Source organism: Luteipulveratus flavus (assembly GCF_029439465.1).
GTDB classification, from domain to species: domain Bacteria; phylum Actinomycetota; class Actinomycetes; order Actinomycetales; family Dermatophilaceae; genus Luteipulveratus; species Luteipulveratus flavus.
Genome location: NZ_JAROAV010000052.1, coordinates 1 through 21020, shown reverse-complemented (window position 1 = coordinate 21020; position 21020 = coordinate 1). Strand labels below are relative to the sequence as shown.

18 protein-coding genes are annotated in these 21020 nt (G+C 71.2%); 8 read left to right on the top strand and 10 right to left on the bottom strand.

All coding sequences use genetic code 11. The annotated features are described in order from the left end of the window. Nucleotides 1-12 precede the first annotated feature (12 nt). Nucleotides 13-1008: an NAD-dependent epimerase/dehydratase family protein gene (locus P4R38_RS18250; RefSeq protein WP_277193413.1), complete on the top strand. Its 996-nt coding sequence runs from the start codon at nt 13-15 to the stop codon at nt 1006-1008. A 52-nt stretch (nt 1009-1060) separates the two neighbouring features. Here the strand turns inward: P4R38_RS18250 and P4R38_RS18245 are convergent, their stop codons facing one another. From P4R38_RS18245 to dop, 6 genes are all read right to left on the bottom strand, one after another. Further along, a complete protein-coding gene (locus tag P4R38_RS18245) occupies nt 1061-2923 on the bottom strand; it encodes an ABC transporter ATP-binding protein (RefSeq protein WP_277193412.1) in 1863 nt (620 codons plus the stop codon). After that, nucleotides 2920-4776 carry an ABC transporter ATP-binding protein gene (locus P4R38_RS18240; protein ID WP_277193411.1) on the bottom strand — a complete coding sequence of 619 codons (1857 nt, stop codon included), beginning with the start codon at nt 4774-4776 and terminating at the stop codon, nt 2920-2922. Before P4R38_RS18240 ends, P4R38_RS18245 begins: the two co-directional genes overlap by 4 nt. Before the next feature lie 242 nt (nt 4777-5018). Continuing rightward, the gene (gene prcA / locus P4R38_RS18235) at nt 5019-5897 is read right to left on the bottom strand and encodes a proteasome subunit alpha (RefSeq protein ID WP_275240189.1); all 879 of its coding nucleotides are present in this window, start codon (nt 5895-5897) and stop codon (nt 5019-5021) included. Continuing rightward, complete coding sequence (prcB, locus tag P4R38_RS18230) at nt 5894-6730, bottom strand: proteasome subunit beta (RefSeq protein ID WP_275240190.1); 837 nt, start codon at nt 6728-6730, stop codon at nt 5894-5896. The genes prcA and prcB overlap by 4 nt, the downstream gene beginning before the upstream one ends. Beyond that, nucleotides 6727-6924, bottom strand: a complete 198-nt coding sequence (locus P4R38_RS18225; protein WP_275240192.1) for a ubiquitin-like protein Pup — start codon at nt 6922-6924, stop codon at nt 6727-6729. Before P4R38_RS18225 ends, prcB begins: the two co-directional genes overlap by 4 nt. 36 nt (nt 6925-6960) lie before the next feature. Continuing rightward, nucleotides 6961-8496, bottom strand: coding sequence for a depupylase/deamidase Dop (gene dop, locus P4R38_RS18220; RefSeq protein ID WP_277193410.1), 1536 nt, complete (start codon nt 8494-8496; stop codon nt 6961-6963). A gap of 76 nt (nt 8497-8572) precedes the next feature. Here dop and P4R38_RS18215 point away from each other — a divergent pair, with 76 nt between their 5' ends. From P4R38_RS18215 to P4R38_RS18205, 3 genes are read left to right on the top strand one after another with little or no spacing between them, the layout of a single operon-like run. Continuing rightward, nucleotides 8573-9955, top strand: coding sequence for an alpha-amylase (locus tag P4R38_RS18215; protein WP_277193409.1), 1383 nt, complete (start codon nt 8573-8575; stop codon nt 9953-9955). A 17-nt stretch (nt 9956-9972) separates the two neighbouring features. Continuing rightward, nucleotides 9973-11016 carry a Gfo/Idh/MocA family protein gene (locus P4R38_RS18210; protein ID WP_277193408.1) on the top strand — a complete coding sequence of 348 codons (1044 nt, stop codon included), beginning with the start codon at nt 9973-9975 and terminating at the stop codon, nt 11014-11016. Nucleotides 11017-11048: 32 nt separating this feature from the next. Beyond that, nucleotides 11049-12014: an alpha/beta hydrolase gene (locus tag P4R38_RS18205; RefSeq protein ID WP_277193407.1), complete on the top strand. Its 966-nt coding sequence runs from the start codon at nt 11049-11051 to the stop codon at nt 12012-12014. On the opposite strand, the gene P4R38_RS18200 is transcribed toward P4R38_RS18205, so the two are convergent. Then, complete coding sequence (locus tag P4R38_RS18200) at nt 11969-13978, bottom strand: MFS transporter (protein ID WP_277193406.1); 2010 nt, start codon at nt 13976-13978, stop codon at nt 11969-11971. The two genes, P4R38_RS18205 and P4R38_RS18200, sit on opposite strands and share 46 nt — an antisense overlap. Nucleotides 13979-14142: 164 nt before the next feature. Here P4R38_RS18200 and P4R38_RS18195 point away from each other — a divergent pair, with 164 nt between their 5' ends. Further along, nucleotides 14143-14523, top strand: a complete 381-nt coding sequence (locus P4R38_RS18195; protein WP_277193405.1) for a DUF3054 domain-containing protein — start codon at nt 14143-14145, stop codon at nt 14521-14523. A 76-nt stretch (nt 14524-14599) separates the two neighbouring features. On the opposite strand, the gene arc is transcribed toward P4R38_RS18195, so the two are convergent. From arc to P4R38_RS18180, 3 genes are all read right to left on the bottom strand, one after another. After that, entirely contained in the window at nt 14600-16219 is a 1620-nt protein-coding gene (arc, locus tag P4R38_RS18190) for a proteasome ATPase (protein WP_277193482.1), read from the bottom strand. A gap of 193 nt (nt 16220-16412) precedes the next feature. After that, nucleotides 16413-17417: a tRNA (adenine-N1)-methyltransferase gene (locus P4R38_RS18185; protein ID WP_277193404.1), complete on the bottom strand. Its 1005-nt coding sequence runs from the start codon at nt 17415-17417 to the stop codon at nt 16413-16415. A 32-nt stretch (nt 17418-17449) separates the two neighbouring features. Next, a complete protein-coding gene (locus P4R38_RS18180) occupies nt 17450-18586 on the bottom strand; it encodes a zinc metalloprotease (RefSeq protein WP_277193403.1) in 1137 nt (378 codons plus the stop codon). Nucleotides 18587-18649: 63 nt separating this feature from the next. Here P4R38_RS18180 and P4R38_RS18175 point away from each other — a divergent pair, with 63 nt between their 5' ends. The 3 genes from P4R38_RS18175 to P4R38_RS18165 all read left to right on the top strand — a co-directional run. After that, nucleotides 18650-19492 (top strand): RecB family exonuclease, encoded by an 843-nt coding sequence (locus tag P4R38_RS18175; RefSeq protein ID WP_275240205.1) that lies wholly within the window; start codon nt 18650-18652, stop codon nt 19490-19492. Nucleotides 19493-19511: 19 nt separating this feature from the next. Further along, the gene (locus tag P4R38_RS18170; RefSeq protein WP_277193402.1) at nt 19512-20153 is read left to right on the top strand and encodes a class I SAM-dependent methyltransferase; all 642 of its coding nucleotides are present in this window, start codon (nt 19512-19514) and stop codon (nt 20151-20153) included. Nucleotides 20154-20355: 202 nt separating this feature from the next. Then, on the top strand, nt 20356-21020 hold a 665-nt coding region (locus P4R38_RS18165), incomplete at its 3' end, for a hypothetical protein (protein WP_277193401.1).

Genomic DNA, 21020 nt, shown 5'->3' with positions numbered 1-21020 from the left:
TCGGCTGTGCCCATGCGAATCCTGGTGCTCGGCGGTACGGGCTGGCTCGGCTCCCTCCTCGCGTCCGAGGCGGTGACCCGCGGCCACGAGGTGGTGTGTCTGGCCCGCGGCGAGTCGGGCCACGTCCCGGACGGCGCCACGCTGGTCCACGGCGACCGCAGCACGGTCGAGGGGTACGGGGGGCTGGACGGCGACTTCGACGCCCTGGTGGACGTGACGCGCTTCCCGCTGCACACGCGGACGGCCCTCGAGGCACTCGGCTCCCGCGTCCCGCACTGGGTGTTCGTCTCCTCGTGCTCCGTCTACGCCGACCACGGCACGCCCGGCGCCGACGAGTCCGCCGACCTGCTGCCCGCGCTGGAGGGCGACGAGTGGTCGATGGAGGTGTACGGGGAGGGCAAGGTGGCCTGCGAGCAGGCGCTGGTGGAGGCCCTCGGCGCCGACCGGGTGCTGCTCGCCCGGGCCGGCCTCATCGCCGGGCCCGGCGACATCACCGACCGCACCGGCTACTGGCCGTTGCGGTTCGCCCACCCGGCGTCGGACGACGGAGCAGTCCTCGTCCCGAACGCCCCGGACCTCGGCACCCAGCTGATCGACGCCCGGGACCTCGCCGCCTGGCTGGTCACCTGCGCCGAGCAGCGGAGAGCGGGCACGTTCAACGCCTCGGGCCCCGTGCAGCTGTTCCCCGAGTACGTCGAGACGGTGCGGCAGACCGTCGGTCACATCGGCCCGACCGTGCTGGTGGACCAGAGCTGGCTGGAGGAGCAGGAGGTGCTGCCCTGGTCCGGGGACCGCTCCCTCCCCCTGTGGCTGCCGCTGCCGGAGTACGCCGGGTTCATGACCCGGTCGAGCGCTGCTGCCGAGGCGCACGGTCTGCGGACCCGGCCACTGGCGGAGACCGTCCGGGACGGGCTGGAGTGGGAGCTGCGTACCGGACCGGGGCGGGCCCGCAAGGCCGGCCTGACGCCGACCGACGAGGTCGAGCTGCTCGGACGCGCCCGCCCGTGACGATGGACCTGACCTCTCGTCGACCCTCCTCGGCGGGATGCCAGGTCGGTCGTCAGACGAGGGAGGACACCCAGGCCTCGTGCAGGGCGGCGTAGCGGCCACCGTCGGTGCGCTTCAGCTGCGCCGGTGAGCCGTCCTCCAGGATCTGGCCGTGCTCCAGCACCAGGACCCGGTCGGCGACCTCGACCGTGGAGAGCCGGTGGGCGATGATCAGCGCCGTACGGTCGGCCAGCACGGTCTCCAGGGCGCGCTGGACCAGCCGCTCGCTCGGGATGTCCAGGCTGGAGGTCGCCTCGTCCAGGATGAGCACCGCCGGGTCGGCCAGGAACGCGCGGGCGAACGCGACCAGCTGCCGCTGACCGGCCGAGAGCCGGCCACCGCGCTTGGCGACGTCGGTGTCGTACCCCTGGGGCAGCGCCTCGATGAACGTGTGCGCCCCGACCGCCTCGGCCGCGGCCCGCACCTGCTCGTCCGTCGCGTCGGGACGGCCGAACCTGATGTTCTCGGCGACGGTGCCCTCGAACATGACGTTCTCCTGGGTCACCATCACGACGTGGTGGCGCAGGTCGCTCTGGCTCAGGTCACGCAGGTCGAGCCCGTCGAGGGTGACCCGGCCCGCGGTCGGGTCGTAGAAGCGCGCCAGGAGCTTGGCGATGGTCGTCTTGCCCGCACCCGTCGTCCCGACCAGGGCGACGGTCTGACCGGCCGGGACGTTTAGGTCGAGGTCCGGCAGCACCGGGCGCCCCTGCACGTAGGAGAAGCCGACGTGATCGAAGCGCACCGCCCCGCGCACGGCGCCGACCGGCCGCGGCTGCTCGGGGTCGGCGACCGCCGGCTCCTGCGCCAGCACGCCCGCGATCTTCTCCAGCGCCGAGGTCGCCGACTGGAACGTGTTGTAGAACTGGCTGACCTCCTGCATCGGCTCGAAGAACATCCGCAGGTAGAGCAGGAAGGCCGTCAGCACCCCGATGGTCATCTCGCCGTGGAACACCCGCCAGCCGCCGTACAGGATGACGACGCCGGTCGTGACGTTGCCGACCAGCTTGATCGAGGGCATGAAGATCGCGAAGAGCCGGAAGCCCTTCTCGTTGGAGTGCTGGTAGCGGGTGGCGACGTCCTCGAAGATGTCCTGGTTGCGCGACTCCCGGCGGTAGGCCTGCACCGCTTTGATGCCGGTCATCGTCTCGACGAAGTGGACGATGACCAGCGCGGCGTTCTCCCGCACCGTGCGGAACGTGGTGGCCGACGCGCGGCTGAACCAGCGGACCACCAGCGCCAGCACCGGGAACCCGACCAGGCACGCGAGGCCGAGCCGCCAGTCGAGGGTGAGCAGCAGGATCGCGGTGCCGACCATGGTGAGCACCGCGGTGATGAGGCCGTCGAAGCCGCTGTCGGTCATCTCCTGGATGGCCTCGACGTCGCTGGTGGACCGGCTCACCACCCGCCCGGAGGTGTAACGGTCGTGGAAGCCGACGTCCAGGCGCTGGAAGTGCTTGAACAGGCGGCGCCGCACCTCCAGCAGCACGTGCTGGCCGATCCGACCGGACTGGCGCAGGAACACCACCCGGCTCGCGGCCTGCAGCACGACGGCGACCACCAGCGCCACCACGACGAGGGTGAGGTTGTGCCCGTCGGAGCGGTCCCGCAGTGGCGGGACACCGTGGTCGATGCCGAGCTGCACCAGGCGCGGAACCGCCAGGCGCGACAGGTTCTCGACCAGGACGACGCCCAGGAGCGCGAGCAGCATCCGCCGGTAGGGCCGCAGGAGGTCCAGCAGCAGGCGCTTGGCCTCGGCCCGCATGGGGCCGGTCTCCTCGATCGGGTTGTCGTCCTGGACCTCGACCAGGCGCCCGCGCCACTCGTCCTCGGTGGTCGGCTCGACGGCCTCGTCCGACCGCTCGGTCGTCTGGGTCATCGGTTCAGCTCCTCGAGGTCGGCGTCGGCACCGGAACACGCGTCGTGCTCGTCCTCGCGGCAGGTGTCACGAACGGCGTCGTGGACGACGCGGTGCTCGTCGCCGTCCTGCTCGTGCCAGCCCGCAGGACTCGCGGACTCCGACGGTGGGGCGTCGGCGGCCAGGAGGTACCGGTAGGTGGGGACGGTCGCGAGCAGCTCGGCGTGCGTCCCGACGTGGGTGATCGTGCCGTGCTCGATCAGGGCCACCTTGTCCGCGAGCAGCACCGTGGAGGCGCGGTGGGCGACCACGATGCCGGTGACGTCGTGCAGCACGTTGCGCAGCGCCTCCTCGACCAGTGCCTCGGTGTGCACGTCCAGGGCGGAGAGCGTGTCGTCCAGGACGAGGATCCGGGGCTCGGCGAGCACGGCGCGCGCGAGGGACAGCCGCTGCCGCTGACCGCCGGACAGGCTCATGCCCTGCTCCCCGATCCGGGTGTCGAGGCCGTACGGAAGGTCGTGGGCGAACTGGGCCTGGGCCACCTCGATCGCACGGTCGATCTCGGCGCGGGTCGCGTCCGGCCGGCCGAGCGTGAGGTTCTCCAGCACGGACATGGAGAACAGCGTCGGCTCCTCGAACGCCGTCGCGACGATGCTGCGCAGGGACGGCAGGGTGAGGTCGCGGATGTCGACGCCGTCGATGGTGATCCGGCCCTCGCTGACGTCGTACAGCCGCGGGACGAGGGAGGTGAGCACCGACTTGCCCGAGCCCGTCGCGCCGACCAGGGCCAGCGTCTCACCGGGCTGGAGCTCCAGGTCCACGTGCCGCAGCGTCCACGGCTCGTCCTCGGTCGTGTCCGGGAAGCGGAAGCCGACGTCCTCCAGGCGCAGGTGACCGCGCGGGCGGACCAGCTCGGTGTCGCCGTCGTCGACCAGCCGGGGCTCGTCGAAGACCTGCACGATGCGGTCGGCGGCGGTCATCGACTCCTGGGTCATCGACAGCAGGAACCCCAGGGAGGAGATCGGCCAGACCAGCGACAGCATCATGGTGATGAAGGCGACGAGGGTGCCGATCGTGACGCTGCCCTGGCCGACCGCGACGGCGCCGAACCCCAGCACGACGATCAGCGTGACGTTGGGGATGACCTCGAGCAGCGTCCAGAACCGTGAGGTCAGCCGGACCTTGGCCAGCTGGGTGTCGAGCAGGTCGGTGGCGCGGTCGTCGAACTTGTCGTAGGCGTACTCCTCGCGCCCGAACGCCTTGATCACCCGGACGCCGAGCGCGCTCTCCTCGACGACCGAGGCGACGTCGCCGGTCTGGTCCTGGGCGAGCCGGGACAACCGGGTGTACTCCTGCTCGTTGCGCATCACGGTGAGGACGATCGGCACCACCGACAGCAGCACCACCAGGCCGAGCGGCCAGTACATCGCCAGCAGCAGGCCGGTCACGATGACGACCTGCAGCATGTTGAGGATCAGGAAGACCAAACCGAAGCCCAGGAAGCGACGGATGACGCTCAGGTCGTTCATGATCCGCGAGAGCAGCTGACCCGACTGCCACTGCCCGTGGAAGCGCATGGGCAGCACCTGCATCTGGGCGTACAGGTCCTTGCGCAGGTCGGCCTCGACGCCGAGCGTCGCCCGGGCGACCACCCAGCGGCGGATGAACCAGAAGAGCGCCTCCACGACGCCGAGCAGCAGCGCCACACTGCCGAGCAGCAGCAGCCCACGCTCGTCGCGGTGCGCGATCGGTCCGTCGATGACCGCGCGGGTCACCAGCGGGATGACGATGCTGGTCGCGACCACGAGCACCGAGAAGACCAGCATGGTCACCCAGCGGGCGGCGTACGGCTTGAGGTAGCGCGGCAGCCGCATCAGCGACACCGCGCGATGGCTCCCCCCGCTCGGTGGGCGCAGCGGCGGCTGCGGTCTCAACCGCGGGACGGTGACGTGGCTCCGGGTATCGCCCTCCCGCGGCTGTGCAGTCATCTGGTGCGCGTCCCCTCCTGGCTCGATCGGCTCCGCCAGTATCGCGCGGACCACTGACACCGTCACATCGTTATTCGATGGTTCTCGGTGCCCAGAGGGGCCAACTCGGGACGCTCGCGCGGCATTCCTCAGCGGTCGTCGGAATCCTCCGCCGAGCTCGCGTCCGACACCGTGCCCGACTGCTGCGTCTGCGGATTGCTGGTCTCCGGGCGTGCCGGACCGGCCGCCTCACCCGTCTCCCCCGTCAGCACCTCGTGCGTCCCGGGGGTCGGGTCGTCGGTGCTGGGGACGTCACTGGTCGGGTCGCCCTGGTCCAGCAGGGCCTCCAGCAGCGGACCACCGAGCCGTCGGAACGTCCGCCGCGGACGGTTGCGGTCCAGGACCGCGATCTCCAGCTGCTGCGGGCCGAGCTCGCGCGGCTGGCCCCCGGACTCGGCACCGGTCTGCGCCAGCAGGTCCACCGCGAGGCGTAGCACGGTGCCGAGGTCGGACCCTGCGCTCCAGCGCTCCTGCAGCCCCTGGGTGAGCTGCTCCCCCGCGCCACCCATCGCGACGAAGCCGGACTCGAAGGCCACGGACCCGTCGTAGGTCAGCCGGTAGATCTGGTCCTCCTCGACTGAGTCACCCACCTGGGCCACGACGATCTCGACCTCGTACGGCTTCTGCTCCTGGGTGAAGACCGCACCGAGCGTCTGGGCGTACGCGTTGGCGAGACCACGCGCGGTCACGTCACTGCGGTCGTAGGAGTACCCGCGCAGGTCGGCGTACCGGACGCCGGCGACGCGAAGGTTCTCGTACTCGTTGTACTTTCCCACCGCGGCGAAGGCGATGCGGTCGTAGATCTCCGACACCTTGTGCAGCGCGCGCGAAGTGTTCTCCGCGACGAAGGCGATACCGCCGTCGTAGGCCAGGACGACCACGGACCGCCCGCGCGCGATGCCCTTGCGCGCGTAGTCCGCCCGGTCCTTCATCAGCTGCTCGGGCGAGACGTAGAACGGCATGGTCATCGCGCACCTCCGGGGTTGTCACGGCGGTCCTCGACAACGGCGACCACGACCTGCTCCAGGTCGGCCTCGTCACGGAACCGGACGCCCTCCTCGTCGAGGACGGCCACGGTCGGCCAGATGCGCCGGCCGAGGTCCGGGCCACCGGTGGCCGAGTCGTCGTCGGCCGCGTCGTACAGCGCCTCGATGACGGCGCGGACGGCCGCCGCCTCGTCGAGACCGGGTCGCCACAGCTTCTTCAGGGCGCCGCGGGCGAAGAGCGAGCCGGAGCCGACGCTGTGGTGGTGGTGCTCCTCGTAGCAGCCGCCGGTCACGTCGTAGGAGAAGATCCGGCCGCTGCGCGCGGTGAGGTCGTAGCCGGCGAACAGCGGCACGACCGACAGGCCCTGCATCGCCATGCCGAGGTTGCCGCGGATCATGCTGGCGAGGCGGTTGGCCTTGCCCTCCAGGGACAGCAGCGCGCCCTCGATCTTCTCGTAGTGCTCCAGCTCGACCTGGAAGAGCTTCACGACCTCGATCGCGATGCCTGCGGTGCCGGCGATGCCGACCGCGGAGTACTCGTCCGCGGCGAACACCTTCTGCATGTCGCGGTTGGCGATCAGGTTGCCCATGGTCGCCCGGCGGTCACCGGCCAGCAGCACGCCGCCGTCGTAGGTGACGGCGATGATGGTCGTGCCGTGCGGCGCCTCGAGCGTCATGCCGGCCGGGAGCGTGCGAGCGGAGGGGATCAGGTGGGGCGCGTGACCGGTGAGGAACTCGGTGAACGAGGAGCTGCCGGAGCGCAGGAACGCGCCCGGCAGCCGACCGGACTCACGGCCGTCCGGGCCTGCGCTCACTGGCCACCCTTCTGGACGAAGCCGCGGACGAACTCCTCGGCGTTGGACTCCAGCACCGAGTCGATCTCGTCGAGCACGCTGTCGGTGTCCTCGTCCAGACCCTCCTTGGTGGCAGCCGCCGCGGGCGCCGCCTCCGGAGTCTCGTCCGGGTCGTCGTCCCGTCGCTGCGGGCTCTTGTGGTCCTGGGTCGCCATCTGCTGCCGCCTTCCTGTCGCGCTCTTCCTCAAACCCTAACCACCAGCGGTGTCGGTCACGTCCTGCGACAGGCGGCGCAGCAGATCTGCCGCGTCCGTGCTCTCGTCCAGGAGCGCGCCGACGCCCGCGCGGGTGCCGCGCTCGGGCTCCAGCATCGGGACGCGCTGCAGGCTCTGCTGACCGGCCACGTCGAAGATGATGGAGTCCCAGGACGCGGCCGCGACCTCCTGCGGGAACCGCGCCAGGCAGGTGCCGCGGAAGTAGGCACGGGTGTCCTCCGGCGGCGCGACGACAGCCGCCCGGACGTCGTCCTCGTCGACGAGCCGCTCCACGGCGCCCTTGGCGAGCAGCCGGTTGAACAGACCCTTGTCCTCGCGCACGTCCGACCACTGGATGTCGATCGCGCGCAGCCGCGGGTCGGACCAGTCGAGGCCGTCGCGCTCGGCGTAGCTGCGCAGCAGCCGCAGCTTGGCCACCCAGTCCAGCTCGCGGTGCAGGCTCATCGGGTCGGTCTCGAGCCCGGTGAGCACCTGCTCCCAGCGCTGCATCACCTCGGCGGTGTCGTCGTCGGGCATCCCACCGTGGGTCGAGTCCAGCCACTTGCCGGCCAGCTCGTAGTAGCGCCAGAGCAGGTCGACCGGCGTCATCTGCCGCCCGTCCAGCAGCCGGACCGGTGTCCGCAGCGACGGGTCGTGGGACAGGTCGCGCAGCGTGGTGACCGGCTGGGCGAGGGTGAGGTCGTCCGGGATCGCGCCCGCCTCGATCATGCCGAGCACCAGGCTCGTGGTGCCCATCTTCAGCAGGTTCGCGACGTCGCAGTGGTTGGCGTCGCCGATGATCACGTGCAGCCGGCGGTAGCGGTCGGCCACCGCGTGCGGCTCGTCCCGGGTGTTGACGATCGGGCGCTTGAGCGTGGTCTCCAGGCCGACTTCGACCTCGAAGAAGTCCGACCGCTGGGCGATCTGGAACCCCGGCCGGGTCGACTCCGTACCGATCCCCACCCGACCGGAGCCGCACATCACCTGGCGCACGGTGAAGAACGGCACCAGGTGCCGCACGATCTCGCTGAACGGCGTCTCGCGGCTCATCAGGTAGTTCTCGTGCGTGCCGTACGAGCTGCCCTTGCCGTCGGTGTTGTTCTTGTAGAGGTTGACCCCCGGCGCGCCGGGCTCGGACAGCAGCCGGACCGCCTCGCGCATGACCAGCTCGCCGGCGCGGTCCCAGGTCACGGCGGCCCGCGGCGTGGTCACCTCGGGCGAGCTGTACTCCGGGTGCGCGTGGTCGACGTACAGACGCGCCCCGTTGGTGAGGACGACGTTGGCGAGGGTCGGGTCCTCCTCGTCGGTCAGCTGGCTCTGGTCGGCCTGGGCGCGCGACATCTCGAAACCGCGGGCGTCGTGCAGCGGGGTCTCGTCCTCGTAGTCCCAGCCGGCCCGCGCCGCGCGCATGCCGACCTGGGTGGCGTACGCCGTCACCACCCGACCGCTGAGCACCATCGGGTTGGCGTCGGGGTTGCCCGGCACCGAGATGCCGTACTCGGTCTCGACACCCATCACGCGACGAACTGTCATGCTCGCAACCCTAGGTGCACCCTCTTTCGTCGCTACGGTCTGACCACCCCTCGTCCGCTCTCCCAGGAGTCCCCTCGTGGCCCTCAGACCGTTGTGCACCACGCTCGCCCTCGCTGCTGTCGCCGCCGTGCCCGTCGCCGTCCCCGCGGCGCCCGCCATGGCGTCCCCGCCCGGCACCAAGGACGTCACGGCGGTGCTGTTCGAGTGGTCGTACGACTCCGTGGCCAGGGAGTGCGGGCAGCGCCTCGGCCCGGCCGGCTACGGGTACGTGCAGGTCTCGCCTCCCGCGGAGCACATCCAGGGCTCGCAGTGGTGGACGTCCTACCAGCCGGTCAGCTACAAGATCGCCGGCCGGCTCGGGGACGCCAACGCCTTCGGCCGGATGGTGAGTGCCTGCCACGCGGCCGGCGTGAAGGTGGTGGTGGACGCCGTCATCAACCACATGTCGGCCGGCAGCGGCACGGGCACCGGCGGGTCGACGTACACGAAGTACGCCTATCCCGGGCTGTACTCGGCGCCCGACTTCGACGACTGCACGGCCGAGGTCAGCAACTACCAGGACCGCTGGAACGTGCAGCACTGCGAGCTCGTCGGTCTGGCCGACCTCGACACCGGCGAGGAGTACGTCCGCTCGGCGATCGCCGGCTACCTCGACGGGCTGCTCGCCCGCGGGGTCGACGGGTTCCGCATCGACGCCGCCAAGCACATCCCGGCGGCCGACCTCGCGAACATCAAGTCCCGACTGAGCAAGCCGTCGGTGTACTGGAAGCAGGAGCCGATCTACTCCGGCGGCGAGCCCGTCCAGCCGACCGAGTACACCGGCACCGGCGACGTCCAGGAGTTCCGGTACGCCTACGACCTGAAGCGGGTCTTCACCTCGGAGAAGCTCGCGTACCTGAACAACTTCGGTGAGGGCTGGGGCTACATCGGCAGCGGGACCGCGGGCGTGTTCGTCGACAACCACGACACCGAGCGCAACGGCTCCACTCTCAACTACAAGAGCGGGGCGAGCTACACCCTCGCGAACGTCTTCATGCTCGCCTGGCCGTACGGCTCCCCCGACGTCAACTCCGGCTACGAGTGGTCCAGCAGCGACGCCGGCCCGCCGCTGGGCGGCACGGTGAACGCCTGCTGGCAGGACGGCTGGAAGTGCCAGCACGCATGGCCGGAGATCCAGTCGATGGTGGCGTTCCGCAACACCACGCGCGGCGAGGCCGTCACGCGGTGGTGGGACAACGGCAACAACGCGATCGGCTTCGGCCGGGGCACCAAGGGGTACGTCGCCGTCAACCACGAGGCGAGCTCCCTGACCCGCACGTTCCAGACCGCACTGCCGTCCGGCACCTACTGCGACGTGCAGAGCAACCGGACGGTGACGGTGGACGCGAACGGCGGGCTGACCGCCACGCTCGCCCCGAACACCGCGCTTGCGGTGCACGTCGGACGACGCGCCTGCTGATCGGCCAGGATGGGCCCATGGCCGCGACGTCCCTCCCCCAGCCCCGTACCCCCGACCCGATGGATGCTCCGCCGCTGCGGTGGGGCGTGCTCGGCCCCGGCTGGATCGCCTCGGAGTTCGTCGCGGCGCTCCAGCACGGCACGCGTCAGCGGGTGGTCGCCGCCGGGTCGCGCGACCTTGGCCGGGCGCAGCAGTTCGCCGACCGGTTCGGGGGGTTCGCGGCGTACGGGTCGTACGAGGAGCTGGTCGCGGCGCCGGAGGTCGACGTCGTCTACGTCGCCTCGCCTCACTCGGAGCACCACGAGCACGCCCGGCTCGCGCTCGAGGCGGGCAAGCACGTCCTGGTGGAGAAGGCGTTCACCCGCAACAGGGCCGAGGCCCGCGAGGTCATCAACCTGGCGCGCCTGCGCGGGCTGTTCTGCATGGAGGCCATGTGGGCCCGCTTCCTCCCCCACTACGACATCGTCCGGCGAGCGGTCGAGGACGGTGTGCTCGGACGCCTGCAGACGGTGGTCGCGGACCACGGTCAGCGGCTGTACCCCGACGGGCCGGAACGCCTCACGTCACCCGACCTCGCCGGCGGCGCACTGCTGGACCTCAACGTCTACCCGATCTCGTTCGCCGCGATGGTCATCCCGCAGATCGCGTCCGTCCACGCGTCGGGGACCCTGACGGATGAGGGCGTCGATGCGCAGGAGGTCGTCGCCCTCATCGGCGAGTCCGGAGAGACGGCTGCCTGCATCTCCACGATGACGGCGCAGACGGCGAACACCGCTGTGGTGGCCGGAGACTCGGCCCGCATCGAGATCGACGGCTGGTTCTACCAGCCGAACACCGTCCGCCTCGTCGCCACCGGCGGCGAGGAGCTGGACCGGTGGGAGCCCGCTCCCGACGACCGTGACCACGGGCTGCGGCACGAGGCGGCCGAGGTCGCCCGCTGCATCAGCGAGGGTCGGCACGAGTCTGCGCTGATGCCGTGGGAGGAGACGCTGCGGGTGATGGGCGTGATGGACGAGGTACGCCGCCAGCTCGGCGTCGTCTTCCCCGGCGAGCAGGCGTGAGAAGGGCCGTCGCCGTGTCGATGAAGTCCCGCATGCCCTGGCGTACGCGGCTGTTCGCCGCGATCTACGACCGGACGCTCGCCGGCGAGGTCGGCACCATGACGACCGAGCAGATCGTTGCCGACCGCCGACGCACCCTTCCGGCCCGCCCGCCGGTCAGCTGGGTGACCGGCGCCGCACGCAGGCACGTGACCGTCACCGCGGTCACGTGCCGGGCACGTGACCGTCACGAGATACCCGTCCAGGTGCTGCGTCCGGGTGGGGCCGGGACCGACGCGCCGGTTGTCGTCTACTACCACGGTGGCGGCTGGACCCTCAGCAACCCGGGCAACTACCTGGCGCTCACGAGCTGGCTGGCCGACGAGCTCGCAGCCGTCGTCGTCGCACCGGACTACCGCAAGGCTCCCCAGCACCCCGCGCCCGTCGCGGCGCAGGACGCGTACGACGTCCTGCGGTGGGTGCACGACGAGCCGGACGCGATCGGCGGCCACGGCGGCCGGGTCGCGGTGGCGGGCGACAGCGCGGGAGGCAACCTCAGCGCCGTGGTCAGCATCCTGGCTCGGGACGAGGGCGGGCCGACGCCGGTCGGTCAGGCGCTCATCTACCCGGCGACCGACCTCACCCGCAGCCACCCGTCCTCCCGGTGGCGGGACGAGGCGATCCTCACCGGACCGCGGATGGACGCCTTCGTCAGCCACTACCTGAGTGGCGGGGTCAGCCCACGCGACCCGGTCGTGTCACCGCAGTTCGCCGCCAGCCACCGTGACTTGCCGCCGGCCCTGGTGCAGACGGCCGAGTGCGACCCGTTGCGCGACGAGGGTGACCACTACGCCGACCTCCTCCGGGCGGCCGGCAACGACGTACGCCACACCTGCTACGTCGGCATGCCGCACGGGTTCATGAGCTTTCCCGGCGTGACGCCCGTCGGCAGGCAGGCCCGCGCCGAGCTGCTTCAGTCGTTGAGCGCCTGGCTGGAGGCGCCGGCGACGACGGCCTGATCGCGGGTGCCGGTCAGGTCCAGGTCCACCACCGCCGACGCGCTCCCGACGACCACCGCGCGGCTGACCGAGCACTCGTGCACGGGATCGATGGCCGTCAGGACGTAGCGGCCGCTCGGCGGCAGATCGGTGCAGAACCTGCCCTCGGCGTCGGTCGTGACGCTGTCGTGGAACTCTCCGGACTGCTTGACCAGCGCGACGGGGGCGTCGGGTACCGGCTCACCGTCCCGCCGGACGGTCCCACGGACGGACAGCCGGTCCAGCATGTCCAGGGCCTGGATCGTGCCGCCCTGGACGTCCCAGAAGAGGGAGCGGGAGGCGTACCCGTCGGCGGAGACGACCAGGACGTGGCGTCCCGGCTCCCCGATCGCCAGTCGGTAGGTGCCCTCCTCGTCGGTGCGCCCCCAGTCGACGTGCGTGCCGTCGGGAAGGATCGCCGTCACGACCGCCCGCGCCAGCGCGGCGCCCTCGGCGTCCACGACCCGACCGGTCACGACGTGCTCGGCGTGGTCACCGGCGGGCAGCCGGTCGTGCTCCGCGGCGGCGCCGACGGCGGGCGCGGCGGCCATGGTGCGCGGCAGGGCGAGGGCCACACCCGCTGCGGCCAGGGCGGCCACGGCCGCGAGCCAGAAGCTGTGCCTGAACGCGTCGAGGGTAGGCACGGCGACCGGGCCGAGCTGCACGGTCGTCGCCGAGAGGAGCGCCGCCAGCGCCGCGGACGACGTGGTGGTCCCGACCGCCCGGAGCAGGGTGTTCAAGCCGTTCGCGGACGCGGTCTCGGTGATCGGCACCGCGCGCATGATGAGGGTCGGCATGGCCGCGTACCCGACCGCCGTACCGATCGAGATCACGCTCGCGCCGATGATCACCTGCAGGATCGAGTCCGTCATGAACACCCGGCCGACGTAGCCGACGACCATGATGAGCGCGCCGACCACGAGGGTCGTCCGGGCACCGAACCGCCGGGTGATCGCGGCCGAGATCGGCGAGAAGACCACCATCGACAGACCGCCGGGGAGCATGCACAGGCCGGCGGCCGTCACGCTGAGCCCGAAGCCGTAGCCCGTCGCCTTCGGCATCTGCATCTGCTGGGTGGTGCTGAGCATGTTCCCGAACATCGCGAAGCCCAGCAGGATCGAGGCGATGTTGGTGAGCAGGACCGGCCGGCGTGCCGAGGTGCGCAGGTCCACCAGCGGCTGCCCGGCCCGCAGCTGGGTCGGCGCCCAGATCGCGGCCACCACGACGGCGAGCAGGAAGCAGCCGAGCGTCGCCTCGCTGGTCCAGCCCCACGTACCGCCCTTGGAGATGCCCAGCATCAGGGCCGCCAGCGCGACCGACAGCAGCACCGCCCCGCCCACGTCGAACCGGCCGCCCGTACGCACCTGCGACTCGGGGACGACCGCGAGGACGACGACGAACATGACCACCCCGAAGACGACCGACACCCAGAACAGCGCGTGCCAGGACAGGTGCTCGTAGATCACGCCGGCCAGCGGCATCCCGATCGCGCCGCCGATGCCGAGGGTCGCGCTCATCAGGGCGACCGCACCGCCGACCTTCTCACCGGGCAGCTCGTCGCGCATGATGCTGATGCCGACCGGGATCAGCGAGGCGCCGACACCCTGCAGACCGCGGCCCACCAGCACCGCGGGAAGGCTCGCCAGCAGAGCCGGGATCAGCGACCCGATGACGACCGAGCCGAGGGCGACCAGCATCATCCGGCGCTTGCCGAACATGTCCGCGAGGCGCGACACGATCGGCGTCGCCACCGCACTCACCAGCAGGGTGACGGTGACGAGCCAGGACGCGTTGTCGGCGGTCGTGTGCAGGATCGCCGGGAAGTCGGGCAGCAGCGGCACCACGAGCGTCTGCTGCAGCGACACCACCGTCCCGCAGATGCTCAGGACGGCGATGACGAGTCCGGTTGCGGGGCGGCGACGTTCGGACGCGGGCGAGCTGGACAACGTACTCCTCGAAGGACACAGGACATCGCGCCGACCATGGCGTGCCGGCGGGTCTGAAAGGGGGTGCGGGTCGAGCGACCGCAGGGCGAAGTCAACCATCGTTGGGCTATGCGTCGCCAGTCGCGGCCGTCGCGCTCGTCAGACGCGCGGCTAGGTTGGCCGCCATGAGCCGCCGCGTCGTCACCGCCCTCGTCCTCGATGTCGTCCTGGTCCTGCTGTTCGCGGCGATCGGTCGCGCGAGCCACGACGAGGGCAACGTCGTGCTCGGCGTCCTGGGGACCGCCTGGCCCTTCCTGGTGGGTACGGCGGTGGGCTGGGCCGTGGTCACCCTCGCTGGTCGACGGCCTCCGCTGGACGTCAGAAGCGGCATCCCGGTGTGGGTGTGCGCGGTCGCCGTCGGGATGCTGCTGCGCCGCCTGGTCGGGGACGGCACCGCGCTGTCGTTCGTGATCGTCGCGACGATCGTGCTGGGGGTCTTCCTCCTCGGCTGGCGTGCGCTCGACACGCTCCGGCATAGCCGCCAGGACCGGGCGACGGCGTCCTAGCCCGGCGCGGGCATCGGTCCGCGCAGCACGACGCCGCCCCGAGCGGGTGCTCGGGGCGGCGTCGGTGCGAGACCGCTCAGAGGTACTGGCCGGTGTTCGCGATCTGGTCGATGGACCGGCCCGGCTCGGCACCGTCCTTGCCGTTGATGAGCGTGCGGATGTAGACGATCCGCTCACCCTTCTTGCCGGAGATGCGCGCCCAGTCGTCCGGGTTGGTGGTGTTGGGCAGGTCCTCGTTCTCCTTGAACTCATCGACGCACGAGCGCAGCAGGTGGTCGATCCGGATGCCGTGCGAGCCGGTGGTGATCTGCTCCTTGATCGCCATCTTCTTGGCCCGGTCGACGATGTTCTGGATCATCGCGCCGGAGTTGAAGTCCTTGAAGTACAGGATCTCCTTGTCGCCACCGGCGTAGGTGACCTCCAGGAAGCGGTTCTCCTCGATCTCGGCGTACATCCGCTCGACGGTCGCCTGGATCATCGCCTCCACGGTGGCGTCCACGGAGCCGCCGTGCTCGGCCAGGTCATCCGCATGCAGCGGCAGGGTGGTCGTGACGTACTTGGTGAAGATGTCCCGGGCGCTCTCGATGTCCGGGCGCTCGATCTTGATCTTCACGTCCAGCCGGCCGGGTCGCAGGATCGCGGGGTCGATCATGTCCTCGCGGTTCGAGGCGCCGATGACGATGACGTTCTCCAGCCGCTCGACGCCGTCGATCTCGGCGAGCAGCTGCGGCACGATCGTCGTCTCGACGTCGGAGGAGACGCCCGACCCGCGGGTGCGGAACAGGCTCTCCATCTCATCGAAGAAGACCACCACGGGAGTGCCGTCGGACGACTTCTCCCGGGCCCGCTGGAAGATCAGCCGGATGTGCCGCTCGGTCTCACCGACGTACTTGTTGAGCAGCTCGGGGCCTTTGATGTTGAGGAAGTAGGACTTCGTCTCACCACGGCCGGTCTTCTCGGCGACCTTGCGCGCCAGCGACGCCGCGACCGCCTTGGCGATCAGCGTCTTGCCGCACCCGGGCGGGCCGTACAGCAGCACGCCCTTGGGCGGCCGCAGCTGGTGCTCGCGGAAGAGGTCGGCGTGCAGGTACGGCAACTCGACCGCGTCGCGGATCGCCTCGATCTGGCCGGCGAGCCCACCGATGTCCTCGTACCGGATGTCGGGGACCTCCTCCAGCACCAGGTCGGCGACCTCGGCCTTCGGGATGCGCTCGAAGACGAACCCGCTGCGGCTGTCCAGCAGCAGCGAGTCCCCCACCCGGATGTCGTCCGCGGAGACGCTGTCGGCGATCCGACAGACCCGCTCCTCGTCGGCGTGCGAGACGACCAGGACCCGCGCGGCGTCCAGGATCTCCTTGGTCGTGACGAGCTCGCCGACCTGCTCGAAGCCGACCGCGGCCACGACGTTCAGCGCCTCGTTGAGCATCACCTCACGGCCGGGCGCCATCAGCTGCGGCTCGACCGACGGGCTCACCGCGACCCGCATCTTGCGGCCGCTGTTGAGCACGTCGGCGGTGCCGTCGTCGTTGACGGCCACGACGATGCCGTACGACGCCGGCGGCTGGGCGAGCCGGTCGACCTCCCCCTTGAGCGTGACGATCTGCTCGCGCGCCTCCTTCAGGGTGCGTACGAGCCGCTCGTTCTGCGCCGAGAGCGTGCCCATCGACGACTGCAGCTGCAGGATCTGCTGCTCCATCTGGCGCTGCCGGACCGGTCCGTGCGAGGCCGAGTCACGGATGGCGTCGACCTCGTCTCGCAGGCGGTCGCGCGGGCTCTCGGAACGGGGGTCGTGAGTCGAGTCGCTCATCGTGGCCTCCTTCGCCGGGCGCCCCGACGGGGCGCGTCCACGTCATGTTCACGTGCGTAACGACCCTAACCCGCGGACCTGGTCACGACTCGGATTGGTCACTCAACGAGCGAGCGAGCCGCCGCACCTTCTTGTCGGAGACGGGACGCTCGCCGAAGTCCTCCGGCGTGAGCTCCTCCCCGGTGGTCACGTCGGTGTAGCCCTTGCCCGGACGGCGCTTGCGCAGCGGCGGCGTCACGCCGGGAGCGAGGCGCCGGGTGGTGATCAGGAAGCCGGTGTGCCCGTGCATCCGGTGCTGGGGGCGGACCGCCAGGCCCTCCAGGTGCCAGCCGCGCACCAGCGACTCCCAGGCCTCCGGCTCGGTGAAGCCGCCGTGCTCGCGGGTCGCCTCGGCCACCCGGGACAGCTGGGTCGCGGTGGCGACGTAGCTGATCAGCACCCCGCCGGGGACCAGGGCGTCGGCGACGACGTCCAGGCACTCCCAGGGCGCGAGCATGTCGAGCACGACGCGGTCGACCGACCCCGGCTCGACCGTCTGCGGGAGCGCCTCGACGAGGTCACCGATCGTCACGCTCCAGGCCGGGTGGTCGGTGCCGAAGAACTCCCGGGCGTTCGCCTGAGCGATCCGGGCGAAGTCCTCCCGCCGTTCGAACGACAGCACCCGGCCGCTGTCGCCCACGGCGCGCAGGAGCGACATGCTGAGCGCGCCGGAGCCGACGCCGGCCTCCACGACCGTCGCACCGGGGAAGACGTCCGCGAACGCCACGATCTGGCCCGCGTCCTTGGGGTACACGACAGCCGCACCGCGGGGCATGGACATCACGTAGTCGGACAGCAGCGGGCGTAGCGCGAGGTACTGGACGCCGGCGGTGTTGGTCACGGTCGAGCCGTCGGGCGAGCCGATCAGGTCGTCGTGCTGCAGGTGGCCGCGATGGGTGTGGAACTGCTTGCCCGCCCCGAGGGTGATGGTGTGCAGCCGGCCCTTGGGATCGGTCAGCTGGACCCGCTCACCCTCGACGAACGGCCCCCGGCGCCCTGTGGCTCCGGTCGGGATCGCGGGGTCGGGCACGGCTGGGTCGGTGGTCATGAGGGGTCAGTCTAGGTACGCCGCTCGCGGGCTCACGCCGTGCCGCCGGCGCGTTCCAGCGCGGCCGCGAGATCGCGCACCGTGACCAGGCCCGCCGACGGCGGGCGCTCCTGCGTGATGACCGCCAGCTCCTCGGCCCCGGACGCGTGCACCGCCTGGATCACAGGGGTGACGTCAGCGTCCAGGCTCGGCACCTGGACGACCCACCCGACCGGCTGGGCGCGCGCGACCGAGCCGGCCGTCGTACGGGCTCGGGCGGTCGCGGGGACCAGCTCGAGCGCGGCCGGGTCGACCAGCCCCCAGACGCCGTTCTCGGGGTTGTGCACCGCCACCGAACCGCCCCGCGGATCCAGCTGGGTGAGCGGCGTGCTGTCCGCGACCACGTGCAGCGGCCTCACCACCGAGCGCAGCGGGACCCGGTCGACGAGGCGGCGAGCGGTGCCGGCCCGCACCGAGGAGCTCGCGCCGACCCACAGGAAGGTCCCCAGGAAGGCCGCCCAGGCGACCGTCAGCAGCGACGGCGACTCACCGCGCAGCAGCGGCAGCAGCAGGGCCCAGGCGAGGACCAGGACGGTCACGACCCGGCCGCACCAGCCGGCCACGACCATGCCGGTGGACCGCGAGCCGGTGATCTTCCAGACCAGCGCGTCGACGAGGTAGCCGCCGTCCAGGGGCAACCCCGGCAGCAGGTTGAAGCCGGCGACGAAGGCGTTGCTGACCGCGACGGCCGCGACCAGCAGGTGCGGGACGTCGTACGGCATCACGGGCAGCAGCAGCCAGGCGCCGAGGGCGATCACGCCGTTGCTGATCGGACCCACGACCGCGACCAGCGCCGTGGAGGCCGGCGAGGTGTCGGCGTGCTCGTACGCGGTGTGACCGCCCCACAGGTCCGCGACGATGCGCGAGACGCGGTAGCCCCGCGCCTGGCCCATGATCGCGTGCGACGCCTCGTGCACGAGGACGGACATGAGCAGCAGGACGGCGTAGAGGGCCGCGACGAGGTACGCGGCGGCACCCAGGTCGGGCAGGGCGCGCTGCAGCGGGGGCCCGAACGCGGCGACGATGACCACGAAGATGATCGGCCAGCTGCGCCCGAGGTAGACCGGCACGCCGCGCAGGGTCGCGATCCTCCAGCCCGGCGCCGCGCCGGACGCGTCGGCTCCAGACATGCGACGAGCCTAGCTGTGGACGCCGGCGCGACGATGTCGGTCCTCCCGCCTACAGTGCCGTGCATGGTCGCCGCCCTGTCCCCGAGCCGCGCTGCCGACTTCATGCAGTGCCCGCTCCTCTACCGCTTCCGGGTCGTCGACCGGCTGCCCGAGGCGCCCAGTGCAGCGGCCGCTCGCGGCACCCTCGTGCACGCCGTGCTGGAGCGCCTCTTCGACGCTCCCGCCACCGAGCGCACCGTCGACGCCGCCCGCGCGCTGATCGAGCCGCAGTGGGCCGCACTGGTCGAGGCCGAGCCCGCGTTGGCCGAGCTGGTCGGTGACGACGCCGCCGCCCACGCGGCGTGGCTCACCGAGGCGGCGCGGCTGGTCGAGCGCTGGTTCCTGCTGGAGGACCCGACGCGGCTGGAGCCGGCCGAGCGCGAGCTCTACGTCGAGGTCGACCTGGACGGCCTGCTCCTGCGGGGGTACGTCGACCGCCTCGACGTCGCACCGACCGGCGAGATCCGGGTCGTCGACTACAAGACGGGACGCGCGCCGTCGGAGCTGTTCGAGGCCAAGGCGCTGTTCCAGATGAAGTTCTACGCGCTCGTGCTGTGGCGCACCCGCGGGGTCGTCCCCCGCATGCTGCAGCTGGTCTACCTCGGCAACAGCGAGCTGGTCCGGTACGCACCGGAGGAGGCGGACCTGCTGGCGACCGAGCGCAAGATCAAGGCGCTCTGGGCCGCGATCGAGCGGGCCGCGCAGACCGGCGACTGGCGGCCGCGTGCATCCCGGCTGTGCGACTGGTGCGACCACCGGGCACTCTGCCCCGAGTGGGGCGGCACTCCCCCGCCGCTGCCGGAGGACTCCAGCCAACGTGCCCTCGACCCACGGCGCACCGGCGAGGTCGAGGTCGCCGTTGACTGACACCGGCGGTCCGCGCCCCATGCGTCCGTACGTGCTGGTCCGCTACAACGACGTGGTCCGTGAGCGCCATCCGCGGGCCGACGAGGACGTCCACTTCGCCGAGTCGGTCGTGGAGGCGGTGCTGGAGGACCTGACCGCGCCCGGTGACCGGGTGCTCGACCCGTTCGCCGGCTTCGGGACGACGTTGCGGGTCGCCGAGCAGATGGGTCGCCACGCCGTCGGCGTCGAGATGCTGCCCGCCCGGTGCGACATCATCCGGTCGAGCACGCAGCAGCCGGTGGTGCAGGGCGACGCTCGCGAGCTGGCGACGCTCCTCGAGGGCCCGTTCGACCTGGTGCTCAGCTCACCGCCGTACATGACCGAGTACGACCACCCGGAGGATCCGCTGGCGGCGTACGGCAGCGACGGGCCCGGGTATGCGACCTACCTGACTCAGCTGACCGACGTGATGGAGCAGGCGGTCTCGTTGCTGCGACCGCAGGGATACCTCGTCCTCAACGTCGCGAACATCGCCTCGCCCGGGCACTTCACCCCGTTGGCGTGGGACGTCGCCCGGTCGGTGGCCGGCGTGGCCCGGCTCGTCCAGGACGTCATGGTCTGCTGGGACCACCCGCTGGGCGACCTCGCCGGCGACTACCTGTTGGTCTTCCGAGCGCCCTGACCGCTCTGCCGGGCGCCGACGCCCCAGCAGGCGTTGCCATCACTTGACCGTTTCTTTACACGTTCATGGCGATCGCGAAAAGAGCGCTCCGGCTGCGATCCGCGGCGACATACTCAACCCACCGGCATGCCGTCACGGGGGACGCAGCCGGTCGATGTCGTCCTGGACCGCAGGAGCGGTCCGTTGACCACAAGGGGAGACCATGACCTCCGCACGTAACCGCAACCTGTTCGTCGCCGTGGGAATCACGGCCAGTCTCGGCGTCGGCGCCGTCGCAGCGACCAGCGCCATGGCTGATCCGCCCGGCAACAACGGGACGGTGAAGGTCCACGAGCTCGGCACCCCCGCGGGCACGGAGAGCAACGACCCGAAGCTGTGTGTGTTCAACTTCGAGGCCTTCGGTCTCGACGCCAACCAGACCGGCAACATCACCATCCTGCCGCAGGGCGGCGACACCGACACGACCGACAGCCTCACCCTGACGCTGACGACCGACGCCAACGGTGACGGCGCGACGGCATACGTCAACGACGGCGGTGCGCTGACGCTGGACGACGGCCACTACAAGGCCACCCTGGACAACAAGTTCGGCACCGACCCGGGCGACAAGGCGAAGACGAAGGTCTTCAAGATCAACTGCGAGACGTCGACGACGACCACGAGCACCACCACGACCTCGTCCACGAGCAGCACGACCCCGCCGGAGACCACCAGCACCACGCCGCCGGAGACCACGACCTCCACCACGCCGCCGGAGACCACGACCTCCACCACGCCGCCGGAGACCACGACCTCCACCACGCCGCCGGAGACCACGACCTCCACCACGCCGCCGGAGACCACGACCTCCACCACGCCGCCGGAGAC